This window comes from Saccharopolyspora gloriosae, assembly GCF_014203325.1.
GTDB lineage: Bacteria > Actinomycetota > Actinomycetes > Mycobacteriales > Pseudonocardiaceae > Saccharopolyspora_C > Saccharopolyspora_C gloriosae.
Genome location: NZ_JACHIV010000001.1, coordinates 2,622,512 through 2,648,745, shown reverse-complemented (window position 1 = coordinate 2,648,745; position 26,234 = coordinate 2,622,512). Strand labels below are relative to the sequence as shown.

Sequence of the window (26,234 nt, the reverse complement as noted above, 5' to 3'; positions counted from 1 at the left end):
GAAGGGCACTGCGCGCGGCGGGTGCGGGACGCACCGGTCCCGGCCCGCCGCGCAATCCTCAGCCGGGCGCGGGGTCCACCTGCCGGGTGCGGCCGATCAGCGTGGCCAGGCCCGCCGCGAGCAGCGACGCGATCGACAGCCCGTAGAGGCCGACCGTGGTGGACCCGGTCGATTCCTCCAGGAACCCGATCACCGTGGGCGCGACGAAGCCGCCGAGGTTGCCCAGCGAGTTCACCAGGGCGATGCCCGGCGCCACGATCTTGCCGTCGAGCCCTTGCTGGGCGATCGGCCAGAAGATCGATGCCGAGCACTTGAATCCGATCGCGGCCACGCACATCGCCAGCACTCCGAACCACGGGCCGCCCAGCGTGGTGAGGAACGTGCCGAGCGCGGCCACCAGCAGCGCCGCCGTGACGTACGGCCGCCGGACACCGGTTCGGTCGGTGAACCGGCCCATCGCGTACATCGCCGCGATCGCGCACGCCCAGGGGATCGCCGTCACGAGCCCGACGCCGAAGTCCGGCAATCCGCCGATGCCGTCGACCAGGCTGGGCAGCCAGAACGTGATCGTGTACCCGGTCAGCGAGATGGCGAAGAAGATGAAGCACAGCAGCAGGACCTGCGGGTTCACCAGCAGCCGCAGCTTGGAGACCTGCTCTCCCGCGTCGTCGCGCCGCGCGTCGTCGGCGGCGACCGCGTCCCGCAGCGCCGCTTTCTCCTCGGTGCTGAGCCACTTCGCGTCGCCGATGCGGGACACCAGGAAGAACCCGGCGACGACGCCGATCACGACCGACAGCACGCCTTGGCACAGGAACATCCACTTCCAGCCCGCCAGTCCGGCGAGGCCATCGAGTTCCAGCAGTGCGCCGCTGACCGGTCCGGTCACCACGTAGGCCCCGGCGGAGCCGCCCAGGAAGATCGCGACGGCCCGGCCGCGGTACTGGTCGGGCAGCCAGCGGGTGAAGTAGTACATGACGCCGGGGAAGAATCCCGCCTCGGCGACGCCCAGCAGGAACCGCATCGCGTAGAACGTGGTGGTGTCGGTGATGAACGCCATCGCGAACACCACCACGCCCCAGCTGATCATGATGCGGGTCAGCCAGACCCGAGCGCCGAAGCGCTCCATGAGCATGTTGCTGGGCACTTCGAACAGGGCGTAGGCGACGAAGAACAGCCCGGCCCCGAGCCCGTAGGCCGCGGCCCCGATGCCCAGGTCGGCTTCCAGGTCGCCGCGCACGAACCCGATGTTCGTGCGGTCCATCTGGTTGATGATCAGCATGAGCACCACGAGCGGGATCATGCGTCGGAAGAACTTGCCGACCGCGCTGCTGAGCACGGCCTCGTCCGCTGCGGACTTCGGCGGCACCGTCGTCATTGACGTCTCTCCGAGGATGTTTCGGTCATCAGCGCGCGACGTCCGCCCGCCGATGTACACCGTTTTTCGTTCGTTGTCCGGTCAGCGGGAAGCCGCTGAGCGGCGATCACCGGAGCGATCGGCACCACGTGTTCTCGGCGTTCCTCCCGCTGTCCTCGTGGGAGGAACGCCGAGGCGCCGCCGCCCGACCGGCTCGCCCGGGGACGGTCTGCGTCACCAGACCGGGAAGGCGGGGGCAGTCCAGTCCGGGTGCACGCGGCGCATCGCGGCGGCGTCATCGCGGTCGCGCACGTCGCTGTCGAGCCAGCGCCGGTGCAGCGCCGCCAGCGACTCCCGGTCGAGTTCGACGCCCAGGCCGGGCGTGTCGGTGACGTCGACGGCGCCGTCGGTGAAGGTGTGCGGCACAGTGATGACGTCCTCGGTCTGCCACGGCCGGTGCGTGTCGCACGCGTAGTACAGCTCCGGGATGGTGGCCGCGACGTGGGTCATCGCGGCGAGGCTGATGCCCAGGTGCGTGTTGGAGTGCATGGAGAGCTGCTTGCCGTAGGTGCGGCACACCGCGGCCAGGTCCTGCGTCGCGCGCAGCCCGCCCCAGTAGTGGTGATCGGAGAGCACCACCTGCACGGCGTCGCTGGTGAACGCGGCGGGGACCTCGTCGATCGCGGTCACGCACATGTTGGTGGCCAGCGGCAGGCTCGTCTTCGCGGCGACCTGCGCCATCTGGCCGGTGCCCGCGGTGGGGTCCTCCAGGTATTCCGCGACGCCTTCGAGCGCCGCGGCGACCTCGAGGCTGGTCTGCACCGACCAGGCCCCGTTGGGGTCCAGCCGCAGCGGGGCGTCCGGGAAAGCCTCGTGCAGCGCGTGGATCGCCGCCACCTCCTGCTCCGGGGCGAAGGCGCCGCCCTTGAGCTTGAAGGACTTGAACCCGTAGCGGTCGGCGAACCGCCGCGCCTGCTCGACGACGCCCGCCGGGTCCAGCGCCGCTCCCCAGTCGTCCTGGGGCTCGCCCGCGACGGGGTGCTCGGCCCAGCGGTAGAACAGGTAGCCGCTGTACTCCACCCGGTCCCGGACCTTGCCGCCGAGCAGCGCGTGCACCGGTAATCCGGTCTCGTGCCCCAGCGCGTCGAGCAGCGCCACCTCGAATCCCGACACGACGCTGTGCACCAGCTTCACCTCGGTGCGGGCGCCGCGGAGGCCTTCGGCGACGACGGTGTTGTCGATCTGCGCGATGTCGACTTCGGCCGCCGCCGCGGAGACCCGGGCGAACAGGTCGTTGCGGGCGGTCAGCGGTTGTCCGACGAGTTTCGGCCCGAACGCCTGCGCGATCTTCAGGTAGTCGGTGTCGCCGTAGGTCTCGCCGATGCCGCTGACGCCGTTGTCGGTGACGACCTCGATGATCGTGCGCGGGGTGTAGGGCTGGTGCACGCCTTGCACGTTCAGCAGCGGCGGGTCGCTGATCAGGATCGGGGTGACGCGGACCTCGGCGATGCGGGTGCTCTCGGACATGGGGTTCTCCCTGCTCAGGCCTGGTCGACGAGCGCCAGGCCCGTCTTGATCAGCTTGTCGAGGTCGGCGATGTCGGTGGCGGAGGGATCGACCAGCGGCGCCCGCACCGGGCCGACGGGCAGGCCGCGCAGCCGCGCGCCGGCCTTGACCAGCGACACCGCGTACCCGGCTTCGCGGTCCCGGAGCTCGACCAGCGGGAAGTAGAACTCGCGCAGCAGTTCGTCGACGCGCTCCTGCTCGTCGGCGCGCAGCGCGGCGAAGAAGGCCTTCGCGATCTCGGGGGCGAACGCGTGCACCGCCGAGGAGTAGGGGCTGATGCCGATCGCCGAGTAGGCGCGGGCCTGCATCTCGGCGGTGGCGGCTCCGTTGAAGAACAGGAAGTCCGCCGGGGTGCTCAGCTTGATGCGCTGGAGTCCGTCGAGGTCGCTGTGGCCGTCCTTGATGCCGACGACGGTGGGGATCTCGGCGAGCCGCGCCGCGCTCTCGGCGCTGAACCGGACGTAGTCGCGCTGGTAGGCGATCAGCGGCAGCGAGGTGTGCTCGGCGACCTTGCGCACTTGCTCGACCAGGCCGTCCTGCGGGGCTTTGACCAGGTAGTGCGGCATCAGCAGCCCGGCGGCGGCACCGGCGTCGACGGCGCGTTCGGCGAACTGGCGCGCCACCGCCCAGCCGTAGCCGACGCCCGCGAGCACCGGAATCCGGCCGTCGGAGACCTCGACGGCGGTCCGCACCACGCACGAGTACTCGTCTGGGGTCAGCGAGAAGAACTCGCCGGTGCCGCAGGCGATGAAGAACGCGGCGGGGTCGGCTTCGGCCTGACCTTCCAGGTAGGTCCGCAGGCCTGCGAGGTCGAGCTCGCCTGCCTCGGTGAACGAGGTGAGCGGGAAGGACAGCACACCGGCGTCCATCCGTTCGCCGAGCCGGGCGGCGAAGCGGCTGACGTCCTGCGCCGAGGCGTCCCCGGACGAAGTCGAAGTCATGAGCATCTCGTCTTCATATGTAGACGGCGATTCCTTATGTAGACGAGATTAGGAACCCGCGCCTTCCGCTGTCAACGCCTCCCAGCTCCTCCGCTCCCGAACCACCCGCCCGTCCCACGCCGACGCCCTCCGGCGAGACGTTCGCGCTCAGCCGCGGCCCGACGGCGGCGCCCCCGGTGCTGCCGCACGGTTCCTCCGCCGACGCGCTGAACCGGTCCGATCGCCGAATTCCTGCTCTCGCGGGGAGATGCGCACGGCTCGGCGGAGGCACGCCGTTCGCCGAGCCGAAGCGGATTCAGCACGGACGATCACCCACGGGCCGATGAACGATCCCTGAACGATCGGGTTCCCAGCCCCGGCGGGCACACGTCGCCCCTAGTTTCGGCTCCACGCGTTGATGGTGGTGAGGGAGCCGATCGTGAGCGATTTTCCCTGGGAAATAGCGTTGGCGGCGCTCGGTGTGCTGGTGCCCATCGGGCTGGCGCTGTACGAGTTCGCGGTCGTGGGCCGCAAGCGGCTCGGCTACCGGGTGCAGATGGACACCACGGCCACCGACGCCGTGCACTCCATGTACGAGACGACCGGCGCGCTCCAGCAGCTGCGGCGGGACGGGGACGGCGAACCGCTCGTCGCGCCGTCCTTCGTGCTGCTGCGCATCGAGAACGACGGCGCGACGAACATCGTGCCCGAGGACTACTCGGTGCTCGACGACGACAAGGTCGGCATCCGGGTGCACTTCCCCGGCCGCCACGTCGCGGGCATGGTCGTCACCGAGCTCAGCAGCGACTTCCTGCGCCCCTCCTTCGGCCCGAACTCCGGGCTGCACGTCCACGACGACGTGATCGAACTGCCCAAGGTGCCGCTGAACCGGGGCGCGCACTACAAGGTCCTCGCCGCGCTGGACCACGCGCCCGACGCCGAAGCCGAAGCGGAGCCGAAGGTGGTCGGCGGCATCCGCGGCGGCGTGGACACCGGCGCCATCCGGGAGACCAGCAACCACGGCCGCGCGCCCCGGCGGATCCTCGCGCTGGTGTTCTTCCTCGTGCTGATCGTGCTCGGGCAGCTCGCGGTCGCGCAGCTGACGCCCCGCGGTTCGCTCGAATGCGCGCAGGGCGAACTGACGCTCACCGGGTCGAGCGCGTTCAAGGCGGTCGGCGAAGCGGCCGCGAAGTCCTACGTGGACAGTTGCCCGCAGGCGAAGATCAAGTCGAGTTTCAGCGACAGCGGTGGCGGGTTGACCACGCTCACCGCCGCGGGCGACGCGGCGCAGGACGGGCATCCGGAGATGATCTCGTTCTCCGACGGGAAGAAGCCGGACGACATGCCGATGCTGATACCGCGCCCCATCGCGCTGTCGCTGTTCAGCCTGGTGATCAACGAGGAAGCCGAGGTCCAGGACCTCACCGCCGACCAGATCCGCGATCTCTACGCGGGCCGCATCGACAACTGGGAGCAGGTCGGCGGAGCGGACCTCCCGGTCCGCCTGGTCACGAGAGATCTTGATTCCGGGACCCGCACGGCCCTGACCGAGCGAGTGCTCGACGGGGCCTGAGGTTCGCCCGTGAACTCCCGCAACTGCGAGGATCGCCTCCCCGACGCCCCTGCGACCGTGGTGCGGTGCGAGCGGTCCAGCACCACCGAGGCCATCAACGCGGTCTCCGACGTCGACGGCGCGATCGGCTACGCCGAGGCGGGCACGGCGCGAACGGCCCAAGAGGGAGGCCGGTTGTCCCTGGTGCGCATCGACGGCCAGGAGCCGACGACCGACGGCGCCAACGATGGCGCGTACCCGTTCTGGGAGACCGAATACGCCTACACCTACGACGAACCGCGACCGCATTCGCTGACCGCGAGCTTCCTGCGCTACCTCACCACCCAGGTCGGCAGCGACATCATCCGCGAGCAGCGCAGCCACGTTCCCTGCGCGAACCTGGACGAACCGCTGCAGTGCCGTCCGTCCTGAGCCGACCAGCGCTGGAACGCCCCGACCCCCGAGGCGGGACGTTCCAGCTCGCTCAGCGGCGGCGAATTCGGGCGAGCCACGCCGCCGAATCGACGACCCGGCCGTCCTCGACGCCGAGACGGCGGGCGCTGTCGCCGGAGGCGATTCCCCGGTAACTCGTGGTGCTCACCTCTTCCAGGTCCCAGCCGTCGGCGAACGCGGTGTCGAAGTCGCCCCTGGCCACCGTCGGCCCGATGCTGTCTTCGACGTCGGCCAGCGCGAGGACGTGCAGCACGGCACCTGGTGCGCTCGCCCGGTGCAGCGAACGCGCGTAGGCGACCCGGTCCTCGGGGCCGAAGACGTGGAACAGGGCGCTGTCGAGGATCGTGTCGAACCGGGGCGCTCCCCCGAACCGCAGCGCGTCCGCGACGTCGAACCGGGCCTCGACGCCCTGCCGCGCCGCGTTCGCGCGGGCCCGGTCCACGGCGTTGCCGGAGGAGTCGACGCCCAGCACGTCGTACCCCAGGCGGGCCAGGTGGATCGTGTGCTCACCGGTGCCGCAGCCGACGTCGAGCACCGCTCCCCCGAACGCGCCGGAACGTTCCAGTTCGACCACGGCGGGTTGTGGTGCGCCGATCACCCACGGCGGGTCGCCCGCCGCGTAGCTCTCCTCGAACGTGGCGATGGGAACGGTGTGGTCCATGATGATGTCCTCCAGGTTTCGCGGGAAGATCGGGCGGAACCGCGCCACCGCGAGCAGGGCGGTGGGAGCTCGCGGAGGCGACCGGCGCCGCCCGATCCGGATCCACGCTAGAAGTTCCAGCGAACTCGAAGTCAAGCGCCGCGGGCCGCGATTTCCCGCCGGTGCCCGAGAACCCTGCAAGGGTTCCGGCCGGTGCGCGGCCCCGGTGGTGATCGGATCGTCCGGACGGACCGGGCGGGGAGGAGGACGACGTGGCGAGGGTGCGGCGGATCGTCGTGACGGGCGGGCCCGGTTCCGGCAAGAGCACCTTGCTCGACCGGCTCGGCGCCGCCGGGTACGCCCGTTCCGAGGAGGCGGGGCGCGGTGTCATCCGCGATCAGCTCGCCGTGGGCGGCGCGGCGCTGCCGTGGGCGGATCGGGCGCTGTTCGCGGAGCTGATGTTGTGCTGGGAACTGCGCAACTACCGGTCGGCCGCCGGTGGCACCGTGCTCTTCGACCGCGGCCTGCCCGACATCGCCGGGTACCTCCGCGTCGAAGGGCTTGCCGTGCCCGCGCACGTGCACGCCGCCGCGCGGGACCTCCGCTACGAGCGGCGGGTCTTCCTCGCCCCGCCCTGGCCGGAGATCTACCGCACCGACGAGGAACGCGCGCAGTCACCGGAAGTGGCCCGCCGCACCTGCGAGGTCATGGCCGAGACCTACGCCGAATACGGTTACGACCTGGTGGAACTGCCGAAGGCGCCCGTCGACGATCGCGCCCGCTTCGTCCGCGACGCCATCGAAGACCGCTGAGCGCCCGTGTCGGAGTCCGTCCTGGTGTGGCGGGCCGGGCGGCGGAATTCAACTCGCGCGGCAGGGTTCCTAGGCGAACCCCCATTCCGCGCCGAGTTGCCGCGTGGTGCTGGCGCCGTCGATGCTCTCGCGGATGATGTCGGCGTGGCCGCTGTGCTGCGCGGTCTCCCGGATCAGGTGCACCAGCACGTGCCGGGCGGACCACTCGGCGCCCGGCGGGAGCCAGGGCGCCTCGGGTAATCGAAGCCGAACGTCCAATGAGGACAGTTCGGTCGCGGCGCGTTCGGTGTCGCGGGCCGCGTGCCGGTAGTCGTCGATCAGCTCCACCAGCGTCTCGCCCGGCTGCATCCGCAGGCTCGCCCTGCCTTCGTCGGCCGCGTTCTCCTCCCGGAACAGCTGCCCCCGGAGCGTGCGGGGCCACTCCCGTTCCACCGCCGTGACGTGCTTGACCAGCCCGCCGAGGGTGAGTTCGCTGACCGTGCTGCGTCGCGCCGCGCTCTCGTCGCTGAGCCCCCGCACCGTCAGCAGCAACGCGTCGCGCTGCTCGGCGAGCATGCCCAGCAGTTCCGCCCGTTCTCCCGCGCCCGTCGTCGTCATGACAAACCCCCTCGTCGCCATTCCGCACCGACGGTAGACCGCACCCCTGACACTCCCGGCCGACCGCGGAGGAACCGCGTCCGAGCTCAGACGCCGACCGGCTCCGGCTCCGGAGCACCACCCCGGAAGGCTTGGCGGTAGCGGGCGGGGCTGGTGCCGACGACCCGCTTGAACCGGTCCCGGAACGTGGTCGGCGACGTGAAACCGACCTGCTCGGCGATGCGCTCCACGGGGTGGGCCGTCGTCTCCAGCAGGTGCTGCGCCCGACGCAGCCTGGCCCGGTGCAGCCACTGCAACGGCGTCGTCCCCGTCTGCTCCCGGAACCGCCGGTTGAGCGTGCGGCTGCTCAGCGCGGCGCGCTCCGCGATGTCGGCCAAGGTCAGCGGCAGGTGCAGGTGGTCCTCCAGCCAGCACAGCAACGGCTGCACGCTGGCCCCGTCCGGTGCCGGCGGCTCGTGCACGATGAACTGCGCCTGCCCGCCGTCGCGCTCCAGCGGCATCACCGCGAGCCGCGCCGAGTCGGCGGCGACCGCCGAACCGTGGTCCAGACGGATCATGTGCAGGCACAGGTCCAGGCCCGCCGCCGCTCCCGCCGAGGTGAGGATCGGCCCCTCGTCGACGTAGAGCACATCCGGGTCGACCTCGATCAGCGGGTGCCTGCGGGCCAGCTCGCCCGCGCCGATCCAGTGCGTGGTCGCCCGCCGCCCGTCCAGCAGACCCGCCTCGGCCAGCGCGAACGCGCCCACGCAGATCGAGGCGATGCGGACGCCGCGCGCCGCCGCCGACCGCAGCGCGTCGAGCGCCACCCCCGGCACCGGGACCGTCACGTCCGCCTGACCCGGCACGACCACCGTGTCCGCGCCGATGAGCCCGTCGAGCCCCCACGGAGTGCGCAGCGTGAACGCCCCCGCGCTGACCTCGCCGGACACCGAGCACACCCGGACGTCGTAGGCGGCGGACCCGCCCGGCAACCGGGCACGACCGAAGGCCTCGACCGGGATGGACAGGTCGAACGCGACGACCGGGTCGAGGGCGAGCACGGCAACGGTGTGCATGGCGGGAACCTGTTCGTCGACGACGGCTCGGGAAGGAGCCGAATCCACTGCTACCACCGCCGGCGAACCGATGGCCAGAATCCGGCACCAACTGATGTTCTCGCCACAGGAGCACCTCGCCGGTTCCCGGCACGACCACCACCGCGCGCCCCGAGCCGGTGAACTCCGGCGTCACACCGTGATCGGCTCCACGACCGTGACGTCGTTCTCCCAGGTGTGCGCCGATTTCTCGCGAAACCGACGAAGGGAGGGGGAAATTCGGCGACAGGCCTGGAACGCGCGGGGACGATGGCCTGGCCGCCGGGTCGGCGGGGTCTTGCCAGACGAGGCGTCCACTCTTAGCATCCCTCAACCGCCAAGCGGGACATCTGTGCCACTAGATGGCACATCGGCGACAAGGGAGTCTCCATGAGCACGTCAACCAGCCGGCGCCCGGCGTTCCAACCGCGGGTGATCTCGGCTGCGGTACTGGGCACGACGGTGGAGTGGTACGACTTCGCGTTGTACGCGACGGCCGCGTCGATGGTGTTCAACAAGCTGTACTTCCCGAACGGCGATCCGCTGGTGGGGACGATCGCCGCGTTCGGCACGTTCGCCATCGGCTTCCTCGGCCGCCCGCTCGGCGGCGCCTACTTCGGCGAGCTCGGAGATCGCAAGGGGCGCAAGCACGTCCTGGTCGTCACCCTGCTGCTGATGGGCATCGCCACGACGGGGATCGGGCTGTTGCCGAGCTACGCCACGATCGGCCTGGCGGCTCCGCTGCTGCTGACCGTGCTGCGCTTCGTCCAGGGCTTCGCCGCGGGCGGCGAGAAGACCGGCGCGCTGATCCTGCTGTTCGAGAACGCGCCGCCCCGATGGCGCGGACTGCTCTCCAGCCTCCCGGCGATCGGCACCGGCGCCGGGACGCTGCTGTCCACCGGCGCGATGGCCCTCGCATCGACGACCTTGTCCGAGCAGGCGTTCCTCGACTGGGGCTGGCGAATCCCGTTCCTGTTCAGCGCGGTGCTCACGCTGTTCGGCCTGTGGGTGCGCCGCTCCTTGGACGAAACCGAGGACTTCCAGCAGGAACTCGCGCGCCAGGCCCGCGAAACCGCCGAGAACCCGCACACCCCCGAGCGGGCGCCGTGGCGCGATCGGCTCGCGCGGAGCCGGTTCGTCGAAGCATGGCGCAAGTACCCGAAGGAAATGGTCATCGTGATGTGCGCGGGGGCCGCCGAGAACACCGGCTACTACGTGTTCGGCACCTTCTCCGTCGCCTACGCCGAGAACGCCGGACTCGCCACCGCTCCGGTGCTCACCGGGATCATGGTCGTGTCGGTCGTGAAACTCGCCTCGGTGCCGCTGTTCGGCTGGCTCTCCGACCGCTGGGGGCGGCGACCGGTGAGCATCCTGGGCGCGCTGGTCATGGCGGGCGCCTGCTATCCGTTCTTCCGCATGGTCGACTCCGAGCAGACCTGGCTGATCTGCCTGGCGCTCGTGCTGACGCTGGGAATCGGCCAGTCGGCGGTCCTGGGCGCCCAACCGGCGTTCTTCGCCGAGCTGTTCACCACCAAGGTCCGCTTCACCGCGGTCGGCGTGGCCAACAACCTCGGCACCGTGCTCACCGGCGGGCTCGCTCCGCTGGTCGCCAGCTCGCTCCTGCTGCTGTTCGACCAGAGCATCACCGGCGTCGTGGTGTTCCTGCTGCTGACGTGCGGAGTCACGGTGGTGACGGTCGCACTGGCCCGCGAGACCAACCGGCGCGACGACCGCACCGAAGCCTCGACCTCCAGCCCGACGACATGAGCACGTACCATCAGGTGGCACTTGAATGCCATCCACCGATACAACAGTCCGGCGGAGACGCACGACCGCGGTGGCGTCGACCAGCCGATCAGGAGGTACTGCCGATGCCCACGGGAGCAGAGGGCGGCGAGGGCGTGCGCAGCGTCGTGCGGGCGTTGGAACTGCTCGCGCTGTTCGACGGAACGCACCGCTCGCGCAGCGTCCGAGAGCTGACCGACGCCACCGGGCTGCCGAAGTCCACCGTCGTGCGCCTGGTGACCACCTTGGAGCAGAACGGGCTCCTGTGGACCAGCACGAACGGCCGCCTCACGCCCGGGGCGGGACTGCTGCGCTGGGCGCAGCTGGCGCACGACGCCTGGCAGTTGCCCCCCGAGGCGGTGGAGTGCCTGCGCGCGCTGTCGTCCGAGTCGGGCGGCGAGTCCTCCCGGATCTACGTCCGGCAGGGACTCTCCCGCCTGTGCGTCGCGCAGCACGAGGGAACTCAGCAACTCCGCCACGTGGTGCGCATCGGCGAGGCGATGCCCCTGTGGGCGGGCGCGTCCGGGCACGTGCTGCTGGCGGGCTGCTCCGCGAAGGAGCTGCACCGCGCGGCCATGGCCGCAGCCCGCGGACCGGAATTCGAGTCGGCCCTCGCGGAGCGCGTCGACCGGGCGGCGGCGCAGGACTGGGCCGTGAGCCACGGGGAACGCGAGCACGGCGTATCCGCCGTCGCCGCCCCGATCACCGACCCCGACGGCCGGATCGTCGCCGCGGTCGGCCTCGGCGGTCCCACCAGCCGCTTCACCGCGGAGAACGTCGCAGCGTTCCTGCCCGCGCTGAGCAGAGCGGCCACCCGGCTGTCGGAATTGCGCTTCATCGGAGGTGGTTCATGAACGAGACGCCCGCCCCGCCCGCGGGGAAACTGCTCGACGGCGTGCGGGTCCTGGACCTGACCAACGTGCTCGCCGGCCCGTTCGCCGCGTACCAGCTGGCGCTGCTGGGCGCCGACGTGGTGAAGGTCGAAATCCCGGGAACCGGTGATCTCGCCAGGCGGCTCGGCGCCGAAACCGAATTGAACGAGCAGCGGCTCGGGGCCTCGTTCCTCGCCCAGAACGGCGGGAAGCGGTCGATGACGGTCAACCTCAAGAGCGAGCGCGGACGCGCGGTGCTGCTGCGCGCCGTCGAGCAGGCCGACGTGCTCGTGGAGAACTTCCGCCCCGGCGTGCTCGACCGGCTCGACCTCGGATGGGACCGGCTCCGCGAGGCGAATCCGCGCTTGGTGTACTGCGCGATCTCCGGCTTCGGGCAGGACGGCCCGCTGCGGGACCGGCCCGCCTACGACCAGATCGTGCAAGGGCTGTCCGGGATGATGAGCGCCACCGGCACCCGGGAATCCGGTCCGCTGCGCGCGGGATATCCGGTCGCGGACACGCTCGGCGGGATGGCCGCGGCGTTCTCCATCGCCGCCGCGCTGGTGCATCGCGACCGCACCGGGGAAGGAACGATGCTCGACGTGTCGATGCTGGAGTCGGCGCTCACAGCGATGGGCTGGGCGGTCTCCAACCACCTGATCGCCGGCCAGGAGCCCGAGCGCATCGGCAACGACAACGTCACCGCGGCCCCCTCCGGCACCTTCGGCACCGCCGACGGCCTGCTCAACATCGCGGCCAACGAGCAGCGCCAGTTCGCCGCGCTCTGCCGGGTCGTGGGACGCCCGGAACTCGCCGATGACGCGCGCTTCGCCGAGCGGACGGCGCGCAAGGTCCACCGCCATGAGCTGACCCGGGAGCTTGAGGCGGCGCTCGCCGCCCGCACGGCGGTGGAGTGGGAGCGGTTGCTGGCTCCGGCGGGAGTTCCCGCGGCCCGGGTGCTCACCGTTCCGGACGCGCTGCGCCAAGAGCAGGTCGAGGCGCGTGATTTCGTCCACGACCTGCCGTTCCCGGAACACCCGGAACGGACGCTCCGGGTCCTCGGCAGCCCCGTGCGCGTTCAGGGGACCGCCGCGACCCCGGCTTGCCCTCCCCCGCTCCTCGGCGAGCACACCGACGCCCTGCTCGCGGAACTGGGCTACGACGCCACCGACATCGCCGCGCTGCGCGCGGAAGGAGCAGTATGAGCACCCCCGCCTTCGACACCCCCGAGCAGTACGAGGACGAGGTCACCGGCTGGTGGCGCACCGGGATCAGCCGAATCCGTCCCGGTGAGATCCTGCTCCGCGGCTACCCGGTGGAGCAGCTGATCGGGCAGGTCTCCTTCGTGGACATGGTCTGGCTGATGCTGCGCGAGCAGCGGCCCACCGAGGCCCAGCGGCGGCTCCTGGAGGCCGCGCTCGTGTCGGCCGTCGACCACGGGCCGCAGGCGCCGTCCATCGCCGCCGCGAGGATGGCCGCCACCTGCGGAGTGGGCCTGAACAACGCCGTCGCCACCGGGGTGAACCTCCTCGGGGACGTGCACGGCGGCGCCGGGCAGCAGTGCATGGAACTGCTCGCCGGTCTCGAAGACGAGATCTCGGGCGGAGCCGACCCCGACTCCGCGGCCGAACGGATCGTCGCCGAGCACCGGAACGCGCGGCGGCCCGTCCCCGGCTTCGGGCACCGGTTCCACCCCCGAGATCCGCGCCGCGACCCGCTGCTGGCTTTGGCGGGCGAAGCGGCCGAAGCCGGTGAGATCTCCGGCCGGGCGTTGCGCGCCGGAACGGCGCTCGAAGCCGCGCTGGCCCGCGGCCGCAGCCGCCCCGTACCCATGAACATCGACGGCGCCACCGCCATCATCTACCGCGAGCTCGGTTTCGCGGCGGAGCTCGGGCGCGGGCTGTTCGTCCTGTCCCGCAGCGTCGGAATCCTCTCGCACGCGTGGGAGGAGAAGTCCGCGGGCACGCGGATCAAGGGTCCGCTGCCGCGGCCGCTGCTCGCCGCCTACGAGGGCGAGCCGCGCCGCGACCTCGCATGAGGGGATCGGGCTCGGTGCCCGACATCGACGGCCGCGACATGCGAGTCGGGCACCTGCCCGGCGAACCGGTCGTGGCCGCACGGGACTCTCGCGGCGCGGCCATCGGCGGTGGACGGAGGACAATGCGGGGCATGTGCCGAAGCATCAAGACCCTCCGCCCGCCGTACGCCGAGCAGGTCACCGACGATGACGTGCGCGCCGCAGCGGTGCAGTACGTCCGCAAGATCTCCGGATTCCGCCGGCCCGCCGCGCACAACGCCGCGGCCTTCGACCGCGCAGTGGACACCATCGCGCAAGCCACCACGGAACTACTCGACTCCCTGGAGGTCCGCGGCTCCCGAACCTGACCCGACACCGAGGCACCGAGGCACCGAGGCACCGAGGCACCGAGGCACGTCACTCCACCTCGCCATGGGCGGAGCCGGAGTCGATCCAAGTCCGCGAAGGACGATCACGTCATCGCCGACGTGCCCGAACGCGCGGCAAGGGTTCCCGGGAGGCGCGGGGGCCGGATCGTTTTTGACCGATCGGACCAGAATCACGTAGCGTGAGTTCAGCACCGCGAAACCCGTTCGCGGCCCGCGGAACGGACAACGAGGGACGTAGCGAAACCATGATCGCCCACACCAAGCACGCGCCGACCGGCAAGATCATCAGCGCTTACTACACGGTTCACCCCGAAGACCGCACGACGTTCATCGACGCTGTCCTGCCGCACCTGACCACCACGTCCCAGCAGGACGGCTGCACGTACTACGTGTTCGCGCAAGACCTCACCGACGAGAACACGATCCACCTCATCGAAGGGTGGCGCGACCAAGCCGCCATCGACGCCCACAACGCCGACGAGAACTTCCTCGCGGCCGTGCGCGCCGTCCTCGACGGCGTGCGAATCCTCGACTACCAGGCCGAGATCTACGACGTCGCGGCCCAGGTCTCCGGCGCGGCTCCCCCCACCAGCGCGGACTGACACCGCGAGAGCCCCACCCAACAGCGCCCGCCACGGCATCCCCTCCACCACCCCGGGACCACTCCGCCGCCTAGCGGCTGAGACCGGAGCGTCGCCGACCCACGCAGTTCAACCGGAATGATCGAGACGTGCCGACGAATCGGACGGGCGGCGGCAGGCGAACGGCAGCGACACCTAGGTTCACCCGGACCATCGCACCCGCCGACACCACTGCCATCGGCCGCGCGGGACACCTGATCCGCAGCAACAACGCCCCCCTGCGAGCAAAGTCGGGGGCGTCCGCGAGACGCCCCCGGGCGGAGCAAGATCCCGCTCCGCCCGGGGTGAGCGACGAAGCCAGGCCTCGCGACCTGCCCGGCGGCTGTCAGCCCACCGTCACGAGACCCGCGCCGAGCTGGTCGGGACCGCGGTCGGGCCGCTGTTCTTGGGAACGCCGTAGGCCCCCTGCCGCAGGGTCAGCTGACCTTCGTAGTCGTACCCGTCGAAACCCTCGAACTGCCGCGCCGACCGGTTCCAGAAGGAGTACACGCTGTTGTCCACGCCCTGCTGGCGCAGGTCAGGCGAACCTTGTTCGAAGATCCCGATAGCGCCCGTGCCATCGACCCCGGAGAACAAGCAGAAGGAGCCGTGCGGACAACGGTCGTAGCCCTCCTGCGCGGCACCGGACGGCGTCACCAGCACGAAGCTCGCCATCACCGACGCGACCAACACCACGAGACCTCGTTGCACTCCGCGCACTGTTTTCCCCTCAGACAAACAGAAACCGAACCGTGAGCCCCTTTTCACACTCACGGCGCGCACCCTGCCAGACCCCGCACGACCAAGGTCCACTTCCTCACCTCGTCACCCGAACGGACCAGCGGAGTCCGTGCCGACACAGGGCATCGAGGCCCGGCCCGATCGCACCGCCGCATCAGCGGAACGTCGCAACTTCGTCAAACCGGTCCTGCCGGGGCGCTCGATCACTGCGGTCGATCGTGATCTGCCTACGCCGACTTGGGAAACCGCCATGGACGTCGCAGTGCGGGCTGTCGGACCCGATTCCGCTGATCGCCTGCGGTCGCTGCACCAGTGGCTGCGCGACGTCGACGAGTTGCGCGGGCGGGTGTCCGCGCTGGAGACCCCGCCGCCGCCCGACGCGCCGGGGCCGGTGCTGGACGCGGTGGCGCCGGCCGTCAAGTCCGGGGCGATTCGCAAATGATCGAAAGCCAGGCCCGGCTGCTCGGACAAGACGGGCTCGACCGGCTCCCAGCCCACCCGGTACGGGTGGTGTACGGCCAGGTGCTTCCCACCCTGGTCGATCGGCTCAGGTGCGTCCGCTGACGTTGCTGCTGCTTGCCGAAGTCCCCAGCGCGCTGTTCGGCGGCCCGCGGTGCAGTGCGTCACCGGAGGTGTAAGTCGGCCGAACACCGCGCATCGCCCGGGCTCTCGGCGCCCTCGCAAGCGTCAGCTGATCTCCGTCCCGTAGTTATGCCCATCGCGTGGGTTACGTCGGCGAGCCTCTTCTTCGGCGCTTCCCTGCAGAGCAGCGCCCCGGCCACCGGGGCTCAGCGGTTCCGTGCGCGGACCGCGATCTCGCCGTGCACCGGATGCGCAGCCCCGCGGGCTAGGACATCGCCGAGGCTCCAGCTCACCGTCCGCGGCTTTCCAGGGTGAGGAGGGTCCGTTTGGCTTCTGGGCCGCCGGCGTAGCCGCCGGTGGAGCCGTCGGAGCGGACCACCCGGTGGCACGGGACGACCACGGGCAGCGGGTTGGTCGCGCACGCCGTGCCCACGGCGCGGACCGCGCGCGGGCTGCCGGCCGCCGCCGCCACCTGCGCGTAGCTCTCCGTGCCGCCGTAGGCGATGCGGGGCAGGTGGTCCAGCACCGCGCGCCGGAAGCCCGTGGACAGCCGGAGGTCCAGCGGTACGTCGAACTCGTGCCTGCGCCCGGCGAAGTACTCGTCGAGCTGCGCGCTGACCGCGTCCAGCCGCGCCGGGGCCGCCAGCACCCGCGGGCTCACCTGGTCGGCGAGCGCGGCGAGCACCGCCTCGTGGTCCTGGCCGGGGAACGCGACGCGCACCAGTCCCCGCTCGGTCGCGGCCAGCAGCAGCGATCCGACCGGCGAGTCCACCGTGCGGTAGGCGACGTCGAGCAGTCCTTCCCGCTCGGCGGCGATGGCGAGCCTCCCGTGCAGCCGTTCCAGCGCGTCGTCGCGCACCGGCGCTTCTCCCTGGTCCGTCACAACTTCCCCTCCTCCGTGCCGATGGTGGCGCGCAGCCGGGCGATGCCGTCGGCCGCGGCCCGGCGCGCGGCCTCCGTGCTGCCGCCGACGAGCTCGGCGATCTCCCGGTAGGGCAGGCCCGCGACGTGGTGGTAGGCCACCGCCTGCCGCTGCTTGTCGGGCAGCTCCCGCAACGCCGCCCACACCGGGTCGGGTTCGCGCGGCAGCCCGTCCACGGCGGGCCGTTCGGGGACGTGCTCGACGCTCACCGGGCGGCGCGCCCGCGCGCGGGTGATGTCGATGGCCTTGCGGTGCGCGATCGTGACGAGCCACGCCTGCACGTTGGCTCCCGGGTCAAGCCGCGGATAGGACCGCAGCGCGGCCAGGAACGTCTCCGACCAGGCGTCCTCGGCGTCGTCCGGGCCCACCACGGCCCGGCACACCCGCAGCACCACCGGTCCGTGCTCGGTGACGATCCGCTCGAACGGGGTCATCTCAGAAGAGCCTGCCCGCGTCCACCGCGGCCGGTTCCTCCAGGGCCAGCAGGTAGCGCTTGCGGTCCAGCCCGCCCGCGTAGCCGGTGAGGCTGCCGTCGGCGCCGATGACCCGGTGGCAGGGCACGATCACCGACAGCGGGTTCTGCCCGTTCGCCGCGCCCACGGCCTGCGAGTAGTTCACGTCGCCGAGCCGCCGCGCCAGGTCGCCGTAGGTGCGGGTCTCGCCGTACGGGATCTCCTTGAGCAGTTCCCAGACCTGGAGCTGGAACGGCTTGCCGCGCGGTGCGAGCGGCAGGTCGAACTCGGTGCGCCGTCGTTCGAAGTACTCCTCGAACTGGCGCTGCGCCTCGGCGAACAGCGGGAGGTCCGCGCGCTCGCCGAACTCCTTCGGGGGGTGCTTGCCGCCGTCGAAGTGCATCGCCGCCAAGCTCCCGTCCCGGGCGATCAGCGTCAGTCCCCCGAGCGGTGTGTCGATCACCGCGTGCACCGTCGTCATGATCGGCTCCCCTCTCCGCGCCTGCGCTTACCACTATGCAGACGCGCGCCGCGCCCCGAACGTGAGCCCCTCCGACTCGCCCGAGGTCGAGGAGACATGATCGGTCGGACATTGCGTACTGGAATAATCCACCGCATGACGACGGCACCACCGGCGCGCGCCGCCAAGCGCGGTCGCCCCGGCTACGACCTGGAGTCCCTGCTGGCCGTGGCGGTGCGGCTGTTCAACGAGCGCGGCTACGACGGGACCAGCATGGAGGACCTGTCCCGCAAGCTCGGCATCAGCAAGTCCGCCATCTACCACCACGTGCCCAGCAAGGAGGAGCTGCTGCGGCTCGCCGTCGACCGGGCGCTGGACGGGCTGTTCGCGACCGCCACGGCCGCCCGCGCGCGGGACGAGAGCGCCGTGCAGCGGCTGGAGCACCTGGTGCGCGGCAGCGTCCTGGTACTGGTGGACCGGCTGCCGTTCGTGACGCTGCTGCTGCGGGTGCGCGGCAACACCAAGGTGGAACGCGCCGCGCTGGCCCGCCGCCGGGAGTTCGACCAGCTGATCACCGACCTCGTCGCCGAAGCGGTCCGCGACGGCGACCTCCGGCCCGAGTTCGACGCCGCCACCGTCGGGCGCCTGCTGTTCGGCATGGTGAACTCGCTGGTCGAGTGGTATCGGCCGCGCGGCGGCATTGGCGCGGAGGAACTCGCGGACCTGGTCGTGGCCGTCGCGTTCGACGGACTGCGCAAGAATTGAGATGAACTCACCGAGAACGAGTTCGTCCGGCTGAACGTCGAGGTTCTCGAATTCCGGGAGACCACCGCGATTCCGCTCGCGTCCGGTTGATTCCGGTGGCGCCGCAGCGGGATTCCCGGCGCGCTGGAGGCGGAGGTCGTTCGGGAGTCACGACCTCCGCTCTCCAACAGGTGGGCCGGCGGCGACGGCGACGGTTCGGGGCCTGGCCGTCCGCTGGTGCTCAGAACACCGTCGCGGCACCGGAATGCGTCCGTTTCGGGGCCGGACTGCGAATTCCGGATTCCGCGACCGCTGATCCCACAACGAGATCGTGAACCGCGGACTGTCCATTCGCAACACAAGAACACCTCCGATGACCACTTTCGTGCGGATCTTCTCCTTTCCCAGCGGTCGAATCGGCGCCGACGCACCCGCACACTGGCGGTCGACCGGGAAGTGAGGGAGCCGCCATGAGGAAGTCCCACGCCGCGCTGCTCGCGTGCGCGCTCGCCGCATCGACCGCGCAGTGCGGAAATCCGCAACCTCCCGCGAGCGCACCCGCGCCGGAGTTCACCTCCAGCGTGCACCGGGTCGACGCGGCCGAACTCGGCCCGAGCTGGCGGCCCGAATGCCCCGTCGCCCCGGACCGGTTGCGGCTGCTGCGGCTGAGCCACGTCGGCATGGACGGCCGCGAGCGCACCGGGCGGCTCATCGTGCACGAGGACCGGGTGCCGCAGACCATCGCCGCGTTCGCCCGCCTCCACGAGCTGCGGTTCCCCGTCGAGCGGATGCGCCCGGCCGGGGAATACCAGGACGCCTCCGACGAGCTGTCGATGCGCGACGACAACACCTCCGCGTTCAGCTGCCGCGGCATCAGCGGCAGCGGCAGCTGGTCGCAGCACGCCTACGGGCGCGCCATCGACATCAATCCGCTGGTCAACCCGTACATCAGCACCGACGGTGAACTCCAGCCCGCCACGGCGCGTCCTTACCTGGACCGCACCCGGACGGATCCGGGGATGCTGCACGAGGGCGACGCCGCCGTGCGGGTGTTCACCGAAGCGGGCTGGGCCTGGGGCGGCGGCTGGCACGACCCCAAGGACTACCAGCACTTCGAACTCCCGTGACCGATCCGGCGCACGAGGTCACTCCAGGTCGAAGCCGCGGTAGTCGTCGGCGGCCACCGCCTCGCAGATCTCTTCGTAGACGTCGAGTCCGCCGACGTAAGGCATGAAGACCTGCTGCTTGCCGGGGACGTTCGCCCCGAGGTACCAGGACGCCGCCTTCGAGAACAGGGTCTCGGCCGCGAGTTCGCGCACGTGCTCGACCCAGTCGTGCTGGGCCTGCTCGGTGGCCTCGATGCTGCGGTAACCGTTGCGGCGCAGGTGTTCCAGGCAGGTGGCGGTCCACTGCACGTGCTGCTCGATGGCCGTGACCATGTTGACCAGTACCGATGGACTGCCGGGGCCGGCGAGGACGAACATGTTCGGGAATCCCGCCGAGCCCAGGCCCAGGTAGGTGGCCGGTCCGCCGCTCCACTCCTCGGCGAGCTCGTAGCCGTCCCGGCCCCGCACGTCGATGCGGTTGAGCGCCCCGGTCATCGCGTCGAACCCGGTCGCCAGCACCAGCGCATCCAGCTCGTGCTCCACCCCGCCCGCGCGCACGCCCCGCGCCGTGACCGTCTCCAGTGGACTCTTCCGGAGGTCGACGAGCGCCACGTGGTCGTAGTTGTAGGTCTCGAAGTAGCCGGTGTCCACGCAGACCCGTTTGGAGCCCAGCGGATGTTCGTAAGGCAGCAACGCCTCGGCGGTGGCCGGGTCGTGCACGGCTTCCCGGATCTTGCCGCGCACGAATTCCGCGACTTCGTCGTTGGCCCGCTGGTCGGTCCTGATGTCGGCGTAAGCACCGAGCAGGTGGAAACCGCCGCGTCTCCATCGGTTCTCGAACTCGCGGCGCCGCTGGTGCTCGTCCACGTCGAAGGTGTGCTGCTCGTTCGCGGCCCACTCCAAGCCGGCCACGCTGGCCCGATTCGCCCGGCGCCGGTGCGAGTAGTTCGCCTTGATCTCGCGGACCTCGTCCGGGTCGAGCGGGCCGTTGAAGGCGGGCACGGAGAAGTTCGGCGTCCGCTGGAACACCGTCAGCCGCGCGGCCTGCCGAGCGATCACCGGGATCGATTGGATCCCCGACGATCCGGTCCCGATCACGCCGACGGCGCGGCCGGTGAAGTCCACATCGGACTCCGGCCAGGTCCCGGTGTGGTGCACAGGACCCTGGAAGTCGTCCAGTCCGGCCAACTCCGGAACCTGCGGCACCGACAGGCATCCGGTCGCCATGATGCAGAACCGGCTCACCACCGGCGGCAGTCCGGGCGCGTGCACCGTCCAGCACGCGGCGGCCTCGTCGAAGTGCGCGGCCGTGACCCGCGCGTCGAACGTGATGTCGCGGCGCAGGTCGAACCGGTCCGCGACGTGCGAGAGGTAGCGCAGGAGCTCGGGCTGGGCCGGATATCGCTCCGACCACTCCCATTCCTGTTGCAGCGACTCGGAGAACGAATACGAGTAGTCGACGCTCTCGATGTCGCAGCGAGCGCCGGGGTAGCGGTTCCAGTACCAGGTTCCGCCGACGTCCGAACCGGCTTCCAGCACGCGAACCGAGAAACCGCGCGACCGCAGTTCGTGGAGCATGTAGAGCCCGGCGAACCCGGCTCCGATCACCACCGCGTCGACGTCGATCGGGCCCCCGGCATCGGAGGTCGAAGAAGCTCGCATGTCGCCATCCGCTCGCGCCGGTCGTCCGCAGTGCCGCATTCCCTGCCTCTCAACGGGAACCTAACGCAGCGGTCCGGCGTAGAGCGAGGGAATTCACCGGAGTGGCCGAGCGCCCCGGAGGTCGCGAGCGATGCCGCCGGGACGGTCGCGACACCGGATTCGGACCGGTGCCGCGACCACCGGGTCACGCGGCTGAGGCAGGACCGCCGGATCTCGCCTGCGGTATCGGATTTCCCTCTTCCGGAGCGAGCCCCAGCATGTCCAGCAGCTCTGCCAGCTGGTCGGCGTCCTGCGCGTGGTGCGCGGTGGCGCGCACCGCCCGCGCCCGTTCCTGCGGAGTCGGCTCGTGCGCATCCGCTTGTTGTGGCGTGGGTTTCGCGTGCATGAGTCTTCCTCCCCCGAGTGGTCAGTGCGGTCGCCGATACTGCCAGCCGGGCACTACGGCGACACGGCCGAAAGTCCTGGTCCGGCAGGCGCTGAGGCGCGGGAGCACGGTTGTGGCGCGAGTGGGGGAAAACCGCGCCGGAGTGCGAGCGAGCTCACCCCGGATGCGGGGCGCTCGCGGTTGGACGAGGCCGCCGCCGGGCACCTCGGGGAGGCGGGGACGTCGATGAGGGGGCTCACGTGCGGGTACTGATCACGGGCTGGCCCAGCTTCCTGCACGCCGAGGTCAACGCCGGTGACGTGGCGGCGATGCGCCGGGTGGAGATAGCGCTGACCACCGCCGGAATTCCGTGCGACACGGCGTGGAGCCCGGTGCTGGCCCCCGGCTCGCTGACCCTCGACGACGCGGCCCCCGACAAGTACACCGACCTGGTGTTCGTCGGCGGCCCCGCGCACGGCAGGCAGCTCGACGACCTGCACCTGCGCTACGACCGGTGCAGGCGCATCGCGGTCGGCGTCACCGTCATCGACGAGCGCTCCACCGCCGTGCAGGGCTTCGGCTCCGTGCTGGCCCGCGACCGCCCGCTGCTGCCCGCGTCGCGGGACCTCGCCGCGAGCGCCTCGATCAGCCCGACCCCGGTCGCGGCGATCGTGGTGTCCCACGGCCGCCGCGAGTACGGCCCGCTGCGCAGGCACGACAGCGTGCACCGGTACGTGCTGAACTGGATCGCCCGCACCGATTTCGCGCCGATGCCGATCGATCCGCGGCTGGATCGGGTCAACGCCCGGGTGTGCTCCACGGTCGACCAGTTCGCGGCGGTGCTGGCCCGCGCCGACGCGGTGGTGACCTCCCGCCTGCACGGCCTGGTCTTCGCGCTCGCGCAGGGCGTTCCGGCGCTGGCCGTGGATCCGGTCGCCGGCGGCGGGAAGGTGTCCGCGCAGGGCGTGGCCTGGCAGTGGCCCGCGGTGCTCTCCAGCGAGGAGCTGATCTCCGGCGGCGACGGGCACGCGGGCGCGGTCCTCGACCGGCGGTGGCAGTGGTGCCTCGGCCCGGAGGCGCGGGAGCAGGCGCTGACCCGCGCCGCGCACGCCGCGGAGTCCGGGCAGCGGCAGCTCTCGGACCTCGTCGAGCACCTGCGCACGCCCGGGTGAGCCCGTTCGGCGGGTCAGCCTTCGGCCGGCACTCCCGTTCCGAGGAACCGCAGCATGTCCGCGCCGACGACGTCGAACACGGTCGCGTCGTGGTTGCCGGGCAGCACCGACAGGACCGGGGTGTTCGGGTACTCCTGCGCGAGGCGTTCCGCGCCTTCCAGGTACACGTCGGCGTCACCGATCCAGACGCCGACCGGGACGTCGCCCAGCTGCTCGGTGTGGTGCAGCGGGTCCGTCTCGATCCAGTCCTGCTCGGTGGCGAACACGCCCTTCTCCTGCATGTGCTCCCAGGTCACCGGCAGCGCGGGCGCCAGCAGTGCGGCTGCTTCGACGGGCAGCCCCACCTCGGTGCGCTCGGCGGCGTAGTTCAACGCGCCGAAACCGCCGGTCGATATTCCGGCGACGGCGAAGGGCAGGCCGTCGCGGTCGCCGAGCCGCCGGGCGCGCAGCCACGCCGGGACCTCTTCGAGCAGCATGCTCATGAGGTCGCCGTTGGCGGAGCCGTCGTTCCAGTACGAGTTGAACCCGCCGTCCACCGCGAGCAGGCCGAACGGCGGCAGCGCCCCGTTGGCGTACTCCGTCTCCAGCTTGCTCAGCGTCTCGTACGGGATCGGCGTCGGGCTCATCCCGTCCCTGCCGTGCAGGTACAGCACGATCGGCAGGTTCTCGGTGCGCTCCAGGCCGGTCGGGAACGCGAACATGAGCTGCACGTCCCCGTCCCGGTAGTGGGAGCGCTCCGCGTCCACGCTCAGCACCGGCCCGGTCGCCGCCGGAGTCCTCGGCATCGGTCTGCGCAGCGGTGCCTCCGCCGTGGCCTGCCCGGGTTCCGATCGCCCGCACGCGCCCACGGCGGCACCGGTCGCCGCCGCACCCATCAAGGAGAGCAGGCTCCGCCGCCCCAGTTTCACGTTCCGCATCCGCCTGCCACCACGTCGTCAAGGTCCCCCCGACACCTTACCGAGGCCCCTGATGCTTGTCCGCGAGGCCGACCACGTTCAGCATGACCCGAGGAAACGTCGGTGGAAGGGGATGGCGTGAACGGTGCGGAGAGCCTGCTCGCGGCGGCGCGGGACGCGGGTGTGGCGGTGTGCTTCGCGAATCCCGGCACGACGGAGCTGCCGCTGGTGGAGGCGTTCGACTCGGTCGGCGGGATCCGCACCGTGCTCGGTCTCGCGGAGGGCGTCGTGACCGGCGCCGCCGACGGGTACGCCCGGATGGCCGGACGTCCCGCGATGACGCTGCTGCACCTCGGTCCGGGATTCGCCAACGGCATCGCGAACCTGCACAACGCGCGGCGCGCCCGCACCCCCGTCATCAACGTGATCGGCGAGCACGCCACCTGGCACCAGGCCGCGGATCCGCCGCTGGCCGCCGACATCGACTCGCTGGCCCGCCCGGTGTCGGGATGGGTGGGCCGCACCAGCGGTGCCGCCGCCGCGGCGTCGGAGTTCCTCGACGCCCGCCAGGCCGCGCTGCGGGATCGGATGCCGGCGACGCTGATCGCCGCCGCGGACCACATGTGGGACGACGGGGGCGAAACCGCCGCCGTACCACCGGAACCGGCGCCGGCCGCCGTGGACCGGCACCGGGTCGCGGGCATCGCGAAGTTGCTGGCCGGGCCTGGTCGTCCCGCGCTGCTGCTCGGCGGGGCGGCGCTCGGCGCGGACGGGATCCGGCTGGGCGCCCGGATCGCCGCGGTGACCGGCGGTGACGTGTTCGCCGAGCGCAACCCGGCGCGCATCGAGCGCGGCCCGGACGTGCCCGCGGTGCGGTCGCTGCCGTACTTCCCGGAGGACACCCTCACCGCGCTGCAGGACTACACGCACCTGGTGCTGGTCGGCACCGGCATTCCGGTGGCGTTCTTCGGATATCGGGGACAGCCCAGCGTTCCGGTGCCGGAGCACGTCCAAGTGCACACGCTCGCCGACCTCGACGAGGACGCCGTCGACGCGCTCGGCGCCGTCGCCGACGCCACCGGCGCGACCAGCGTCGAACCGCCGGTGCGGGAACGGCCCGCGCTGCGCTCGCCGCGCGGCGAGCTGCACGCGAAGGCCGTCGCCATTGCCATCGCGCTCAGCCAGCCCGACCGGTCGATCATCGTGAACGAGGGCGTCACCGCGGCGGCGGCCTACCCGGCGGTGGCGTCCGCCGCGCCCGCGCACACCGAGTTGGGGCTGACCGGCGGCGCGATCGGCATGGGCATCCCGGTCGCCACCGGGGCAGCGCTCGCCTGCCCGGACCGCCCGGTGATCAACCTGCAGGCCGACGGCAGCGCCGCCTACACCGTCCAGGGGCTCTGGACGCAGGCGCGCGAACGGCTCGACGTGACGACGGTGATCTGCGCGAACTCCCGGTACCGCATCCTGGAGGCCGAGCTGGGCCGGGCCGGCGTCCGCGAACCCGGCCCGGCGGCGACCGGCATGACCGACCTCGGCGCCCCCGCCGTCGACTGGGTTGCGCTGGCCACCGGCTTCGGCGTCCCCGCGGTGCGCGCCACCACCGGCGAGGAACTGACCGCCGCCCTGGAGAACGCCTACGCGGAACCGGGTCCGCACCTCGTCGAGGCAGTCCTGCCCTGACGGCCCCGCCGCAGGCGCTGAGCGCTCCGCTTGCGAGCGCCGCGGGCTTCCCGCGGCTGATACGCCGTTGCGGCGGTGAGCGGGGCGCTGCGGTCGCCCTCTCACCGGCCGGCGAGCGTGCGGGTTTCGAGGAGGTCGTGGCGGAGGGCGAGGGAGGCCGCTTCGAGGCGGGAGTGGACGCCGAGCTTGGTGAGCACCGCCTGCACGTGTGTGCGGACCGTCGTCGGGGAGACGCCGAGGGACTTGGCCATCGTCGCCGTCTGCGCCCCTTCCGTGAGCAGGCCGAGGCATTCGCGTTCCCGGGCGGTCAAGTAGGAGGCGAGCTTGCGGGCGTCGAGGGCGTCGCCGCGCTGCTGCTGCGACGGGACCCTGGTCGCGGCGAGCGAGACGACCGTCTCCCCGGCCGCGACCGCGTCGAGCGCGTCGAGCAGGATCTCCAGGCCGCACATCTTGTTCACGTATCCGGCCGCCCCCGCCGACAAGGCGCCGCGGACCCCGTGCGCGTCGCCGTCGGCGGTGAGCACCACGATCTTCGTGCCGGGACCGGCGGCGCGGACCTCCCCCAACCGCGCCACGCCGTCGCCGTCGCCGAAGAACCGGTCGAGCAGGCAGATGTCCGGTGCGAACCTGCGCACCGCGGCGACCGTGCCCGCCAGCGAGCCCGCCGTGCCGACCACCGGGAAGCCGCGCGCGGACAACGCCGCGACGAGCGCGTCCACGAAGATCGTGTGGTCGTCGCCGAGCAGCACCCGCGTTGAACCGTCCCCCATCGAACTCCCCCATCGTCGCCGTACGTCGCC

General features: G+C 71.5%; 26 protein-coding genes and 1 pseudogene. 13 read left to right on the top strand and 14 right to left on the bottom strand.

Going from position 1 to position 26,234, the window contains the following annotated elements; translation table 11 throughout:
- Nucleotides 1-58: 58 nt before the first annotated feature.
- The 3 genes from BJ969_RS11690 to BJ969_RS11680 all read right to left on the bottom strand — a co-directional run bounded on the left by BJ969_RS11690 (nucleotide 59) and on the right by BJ969_RS11680 (nucleotide 3,861).
- Nucleotides 59-1,375 carry an MFS transporter gene (locus tag BJ969_RS11690; RefSeq protein WP_184478960.1) on the bottom strand — a complete coding sequence of 439 codons (1,317 nt, stop codon included), beginning with the start codon at nucleotides 1,373-1,375 and terminating at the stop codon, nucleotides 59-61.
- 213 nt (nucleotides 1,376-1,588) lie between these two features.
- Nucleotides 1,589-2,881 (bottom strand): enolase C-terminal domain-like protein, encoded by a 1,293-nt coding sequence (locus BJ969_RS11685; RefSeq protein ID WP_184478959.1) that lies wholly within the window; start codon nucleotides 2,879-2,881, stop codon nucleotides 1,589-1,591.
- A 14-nt stretch (nucleotides 2,882-2,895) separates the two neighbouring features.
- Nucleotides 2,896-3,861 (bottom strand): 5-dehydro-4-deoxyglucarate dehydratase, encoded by a 966-nt coding sequence (locus BJ969_RS11680; protein ID WP_343071350.1) that lies wholly within the window; start codon nucleotides 3,859-3,861, stop codon nucleotides 2,896-2,898.
- A gap of 397 nt (nucleotides 3,862-4,258) precedes the next feature.
- Between BJ969_RS11680 and BJ969_RS11675 the strand changes: the two are divergent.
- A pseudogene (locus BJ969_RS11675) lies at nucleotides 4,259-5,824 on the top strand (substrate-binding domain-containing protein).
- 52 nt (nucleotides 5,825-5,876) lie between these two features.
- Here the strand turns inward: BJ969_RS11675 and BJ969_RS11670 are convergent.
- Entirely contained in the window at nucleotides 5,877-6,506 is a 630-nt protein-coding gene (locus tag BJ969_RS11670; protein ID WP_184478957.1) for a class I SAM-dependent methyltransferase, read from the bottom strand.
- 251 nt (nucleotides 6,507-6,757) lie between these two features.
- Here BJ969_RS11670 and BJ969_RS11665 point away from each other — a divergent pair, with 251 nt between their 5' ends.
- A complete protein-coding gene (locus tag BJ969_RS11665) occupies nucleotides 6,758-7,297 on the top strand; it encodes an AAA family ATPase (protein ID WP_184478956.1) in 540 nt (179 codons plus the stop codon).
- Nucleotides 7,298-7,366: 69 nt separating this feature from the next.
- Here the strand turns inward: BJ969_RS11665 and BJ969_RS11660 are convergent, their stop codons facing one another.
- Nucleotides 7,367-7,894 carry a DinB family protein gene (locus tag BJ969_RS11660; RefSeq protein ID WP_184478955.1) on the bottom strand — a complete coding sequence of 176 codons (528 nt, stop codon included), beginning with the start codon at nucleotides 7,892-7,894 and terminating at the stop codon, nucleotides 7,367-7,369.
- Nucleotides 7,895-7,980: 86 nt separating this feature from the next.
- Nucleotides 7,981-8,949 (bottom strand): GlxA family transcriptional regulator, encoded by a 969-nt coding sequence (locus BJ969_RS11655; protein ID WP_184478954.1) that lies wholly within the window; start codon nucleotides 8,947-8,949, stop codon nucleotides 7,981-7,983.
- Nucleotides 8,950-9,357: 408 nt separating this feature from the next.
- Here BJ969_RS11655 and BJ969_RS11650 point away from each other — a divergent pair, with 408 nt between their 5' ends.
- The 6 genes from BJ969_RS11650 (at nucleotide 9,358) to BJ969_RS11625 (ending at nucleotide 14,632) form a co-directional block, all read left to right on the top strand.
- Nucleotides 9,358-10,734 (top strand): MFS transporter, encoded by a 1,377-nt coding sequence (locus BJ969_RS11650; RefSeq protein ID WP_184478953.1) that lies wholly within the window; start codon nucleotides 9,358-9,360, stop codon nucleotides 10,732-10,734.
- Between the two features lie 104 nt (nucleotides 10,735-10,838).
- Nucleotides 10,839-11,606 carry an IclR family transcriptional regulator gene (locus BJ969_RS11645; RefSeq protein ID WP_184478952.1) on the top strand — a complete coding sequence of 256 codons (768 nt, stop codon included), beginning with the start codon at nucleotides 10,839-10,841 and terminating at the stop codon, nucleotides 11,604-11,606.
- On the top strand, nucleotides 11,603-12,829 hold the full coding sequence (locus BJ969_RS11640; protein ID WP_184478951.1) for a CaiB/BaiF CoA transferase family protein: 1,227 nt from the start codon (nucleotides 11,603-11,605) through the stop codon (nucleotides 12,827-12,829). Before BJ969_RS11645 ends, BJ969_RS11640 begins: the two co-directional genes overlap by 4 nt.
- Nucleotides 12,826-13,662, top strand: coding sequence for a citryl-CoA lyase (locus BJ969_RS11635; protein WP_184478950.1), 837 nt, complete (start codon nucleotides 12,826-12,828; stop codon nucleotides 13,660-13,662). The genes BJ969_RS11640 and BJ969_RS11635 overlap by 4 nt, the downstream gene beginning before the upstream one ends.
- 131 nt (nucleotides 13,663-13,793) lie before the next feature.
- Nucleotides 13,794-14,009, top strand: a complete 216-nt coding sequence (locus BJ969_RS11630; RefSeq protein WP_184478949.1) for a DUF2277 domain-containing protein — start codon at nucleotides 13,794-13,796, stop codon at nucleotides 14,007-14,009.
- A 266-nt stretch (nucleotides 14,010-14,275) separates the two neighbouring features.
- The gene (locus BJ969_RS11625; protein WP_184478948.1) at nucleotides 14,276-14,632 is read left to right on the top strand and encodes a putative quinol monooxygenase; all 357 of its coding nucleotides are present in this window, start codon (nucleotides 14,276-14,278) and stop codon (nucleotides 14,630-14,632) included.
- 375 nt (nucleotides 14,633-15,007) lie between these two features.
- On the opposite strand, the gene BJ969_RS11620 is transcribed toward BJ969_RS11625, so the two are convergent.
- A complete protein-coding gene (locus tag BJ969_RS11620) occupies nucleotides 15,008-15,346 on the bottom strand; it encodes a peptidase inhibitor family I36 protein (protein ID WP_221315783.1) in 339 nt (112 codons plus the stop codon).
- 154 nt (nucleotides 15,347-15,500) lie between these two features.
- Between BJ969_RS11620 and BJ969_RS30805 the strand changes: the two genes are divergently transcribed.
- Nucleotides 15,501-15,833 (top strand): effector-associated constant component EACC1, encoded by a 333-nt coding sequence (locus BJ969_RS30805; RefSeq protein ID WP_184478947.1) that lies wholly within the window; start codon nucleotides 15,501-15,503, stop codon nucleotides 15,831-15,833.
- Between the two features lie 429 nt (nucleotides 15,834-16,262).
- Here BJ969_RS30805 and BJ969_RS11610 read toward each other — a convergent pair whose 3' ends face one another.
- The 3 genes from BJ969_RS11610 to BJ969_RS11600 are packed head-to-tail and all read right to left on the bottom strand — an operon-like array spanning nucleotide 16,263 to nucleotide 17,828.
- Entirely contained in the window at nucleotides 16,263-16,856 is a 594-nt protein-coding gene (locus BJ969_RS11610) for a methylated-DNA--[protein]-cysteine S-methyltransferase (RefSeq protein ID WP_184478946.1), read from the bottom strand.
- Nucleotides 16,853-17,329 carry an RNA polymerase sigma factor gene (locus BJ969_RS11605; RefSeq protein WP_184478945.1) on the bottom strand — a complete coding sequence of 159 codons (477 nt, stop codon included), beginning with the start codon at nucleotides 17,327-17,329 and terminating at the stop codon, nucleotides 16,853-16,855. Before BJ969_RS11605 ends, BJ969_RS11610 begins: the two co-directional genes overlap by 4 nt.
- A gap of 1 nt (nucleotide 17,330) precedes the next feature.
- A complete protein-coding gene (locus tag BJ969_RS11600) occupies nucleotides 17,331-17,828 on the bottom strand; it encodes a methylated-DNA--[protein]-cysteine S-methyltransferase (protein ID WP_184478944.1) in 498 nt (165 codons plus the stop codon).
- A gap of 135 nt (nucleotides 17,829-17,963) precedes the next feature.
- Here BJ969_RS11600 and BJ969_RS11595 point away from each other — a divergent pair, with 135 nt between their 5' ends.
- Together BJ969_RS11595 and BJ969_RS11590 are read left to right on the top strand one after the other, a co-directional pair.
- On the top strand, nucleotides 17,964-18,572 hold the full coding sequence (locus BJ969_RS11595) for a TetR/AcrR family transcriptional regulator (protein WP_184478943.1): 609 nt from the start codon (nucleotides 17,964-17,966) through the stop codon (nucleotides 18,570-18,572).
- 449 nt (nucleotides 18,573-19,021) lie between these two features.
- Nucleotides 19,022-19,678 (top strand): M15 family metallopeptidase, encoded by a 657-nt coding sequence (locus BJ969_RS11590; RefSeq protein ID WP_184478942.1) that lies wholly within the window; start codon nucleotides 19,022-19,024, stop codon nucleotides 19,676-19,678.
- Between the two features lie 18 nt (nucleotides 19,679-19,696).
- Here BJ969_RS11590 and BJ969_RS11585 read toward each other — a convergent pair whose 3' ends face one another.
- Both BJ969_RS11585 and BJ969_RS11580 read right to left on the bottom strand, forming a co-directional pair.
- Nucleotides 19,697-21,319, bottom strand: a complete 1,623-nt coding sequence (locus BJ969_RS11585; protein WP_184478941.1) for a flavin-containing monooxygenase — start codon at nucleotides 21,317-21,319, stop codon at nucleotides 19,697-19,699.
- A gap of 184 nt (nucleotides 21,320-21,503) precedes the next feature.
- A complete protein-coding gene (locus tag BJ969_RS11580; protein ID WP_184478940.1) occupies nucleotides 21,504-21,704 on the bottom strand; it encodes a hypothetical protein in 201 nt (66 codons plus the stop codon).
- 239 nt (nucleotides 21,705-21,943) lie between these two features.
- Between BJ969_RS11580 and BJ969_RS11575 the strand changes: the two genes are divergently transcribed.
- Entirely contained in the window at nucleotides 21,944-22,855 is a 912-nt protein-coding gene (locus BJ969_RS11575; RefSeq protein ID WP_184478939.1) for a polysaccharide pyruvyl transferase family protein, read from the top strand.
- Nucleotides 22,856-22,869: 14 nt separating this feature from the next.
- Here the strand turns inward: BJ969_RS11575 and BJ969_RS11570 are convergent, their stop codons facing one another.
- On the bottom strand, nucleotides 22,870-23,772 hold the full coding sequence (locus BJ969_RS11570) for an alpha/beta hydrolase-fold protein (RefSeq protein WP_246456752.1): 903 nt from the start codon (nucleotides 23,770-23,772) through the stop codon (nucleotides 22,870-22,872).
- 117 nt (nucleotides 23,773-23,889) lie between these two features.
- Between BJ969_RS11570 and BJ969_RS11565 the strand changes: the two genes are divergently transcribed.
- Nucleotides 23,890-25,434, top strand: a complete 1,545-nt coding sequence (locus BJ969_RS11565; RefSeq protein WP_184478938.1) for an acetolactate synthase large subunit — start codon at nucleotides 23,890-23,892, stop codon at nucleotides 25,432-25,434.
- Between the two features lie 101 nt (nucleotides 25,435-25,535).
- Here the strand turns inward: BJ969_RS11565 and BJ969_RS11560 are convergent, their stop codons facing one another.
- Entirely contained in the window at nucleotides 25,536-26,204 is a 669-nt protein-coding gene (locus BJ969_RS11560) for a LuxR C-terminal-related transcriptional regulator (RefSeq protein WP_184478937.1), read from the bottom strand.
- Nucleotides 26,205-26,234: the final 30 nt, after the last annotated feature.

Excerpts from the sequence above, each read along its gene's own strand:
- BJ969_RS11690 (WP_184478960.1), bottom strand. The coding sequence starts at position 1,375 with ATGACGACGGTGCCGCCGAAGTCCGCAGCGGACGAGGCCGTGCTCAGC.
- BJ969_RS11685 (WP_184478959.1), bottom strand. The coding sequence starts at position 2,881 with ATGTCCGAGAGCACCCGCATCGCCGAGGTCCGCGTCACCCCGATCCTG.
- BJ969_RS11680 (WP_343071350.1), bottom strand. The coding sequence starts at position 3,861 with ATGACTTCGACTTCGTCCGGGGACGCCTCGGCGCAGGACGTCAGCCGC.
- BJ969_RS11670 (WP_184478957.1), bottom strand. The coding sequence starts at position 6,506 with ATGGACCACACCGTTCCCATCGCCACGTTCGAGGAGAGCTACGCGGCG.
- BJ969_RS11660 (WP_184478955.1), bottom strand. The coding sequence starts at position 7,894 with ATGACGACGACGGGCGCGGGAGAACGGGCGGAACTGCTGGGCATGCTC.
- BJ969_RS11655 (WP_184478954.1), bottom strand. The coding sequence starts at position 8,949 with ATGCACACCGTTGCCGTGCTCGCCCTCGACCCGGTCGTCGCGTTCGAC.
- BJ969_RS11650 (WP_184478953.1), top strand. The coding sequence starts at position 9,358 with ATGAGCACGTCAACCAGCCGGCGCCCGGCGTTCCAACCGCGGGTGATC.
- BJ969_RS11645 (WP_184478952.1), top strand. The coding sequence starts at position 10,839 with ATGCCCACGGGAGCAGAGGGCGGCGAGGGCGTGCGCAGCGTCGTGCGG.
- BJ969_RS11640 (WP_184478951.1), top strand. The coding sequence starts at position 11,603 with ATGAACGAGACGCCCGCCCCGCCCGCGGGGAAACTGCTCGACGGCGTG.
- BJ969_RS11635 (WP_184478950.1), top strand. The coding sequence starts at position 12,826 with ATGAGCACCCCCGCCTTCGACACCCCCGAGCAGTACGAGGACGAGGTC.
- BJ969_RS11630 (WP_184478949.1), top strand. The coding sequence starts at position 13,794 with ATGTGCCGAAGCATCAAGACCCTCCGCCCGCCGTACGCCGAGCAGGTC.
- BJ969_RS11625 (WP_184478948.1), top strand. The coding sequence starts at position 14,276 with ATGATCGCCCACACCAAGCACGCGCCGACCGGCAAGATCATCAGCGCT.
- BJ969_RS11605 (WP_184478945.1), bottom strand. The coding sequence starts at position 17,329 with ATGACCCCGTTCGAGCGGATCGTCACCGAGCACGGACCGGTGGTGCTG.
- BJ969_RS11600 (WP_184478944.1), bottom strand. The coding sequence starts at position 17,828 with ATGACGACGGTGCACGCGGTGATCGACACACCGCTCGGGGGACTGACG.
- BJ969_RS11595 (WP_184478943.1), top strand. The coding sequence starts at position 17,964 with ATGACGACGGCACCACCGGCGCGCGCCGCCAAGCGCGGTCGCCCCGGC.
- BJ969_RS11590 (WP_184478942.1), top strand. The coding sequence starts at position 19,022 with ATGAGGAAGTCCCACGCCGCGCTGCTCGCGTGCGCGCTCGCCGCATCG.
- BJ969_RS11585 (WP_184478941.1), bottom strand. The coding sequence starts at position 21,319 with ATGCGAGCTTCTTCGACCTCCGATGCCGGGGGCCCGATCGACGTCGAC.
- BJ969_RS11580 (WP_184478940.1), bottom strand. The coding sequence starts at position 21,704 with ATGCACGCGAAACCCACGCCACAACAAGCGGATGCGCACGAGCCGACT.
- BJ969_RS11570 (WP_246456752.1), bottom strand. The coding sequence starts at position 23,772 with ATGCGGAACGTGAAACTGGGGCGGCGGAGCCTGCTCTCCTTGATGGGT.
- BJ969_RS11560 (WP_184478937.1), bottom strand. The coding sequence starts at position 26,204 with ATGGGGGACGGTTCAACGCGGGTGCTGCTCGGCGACGACCACACGATC.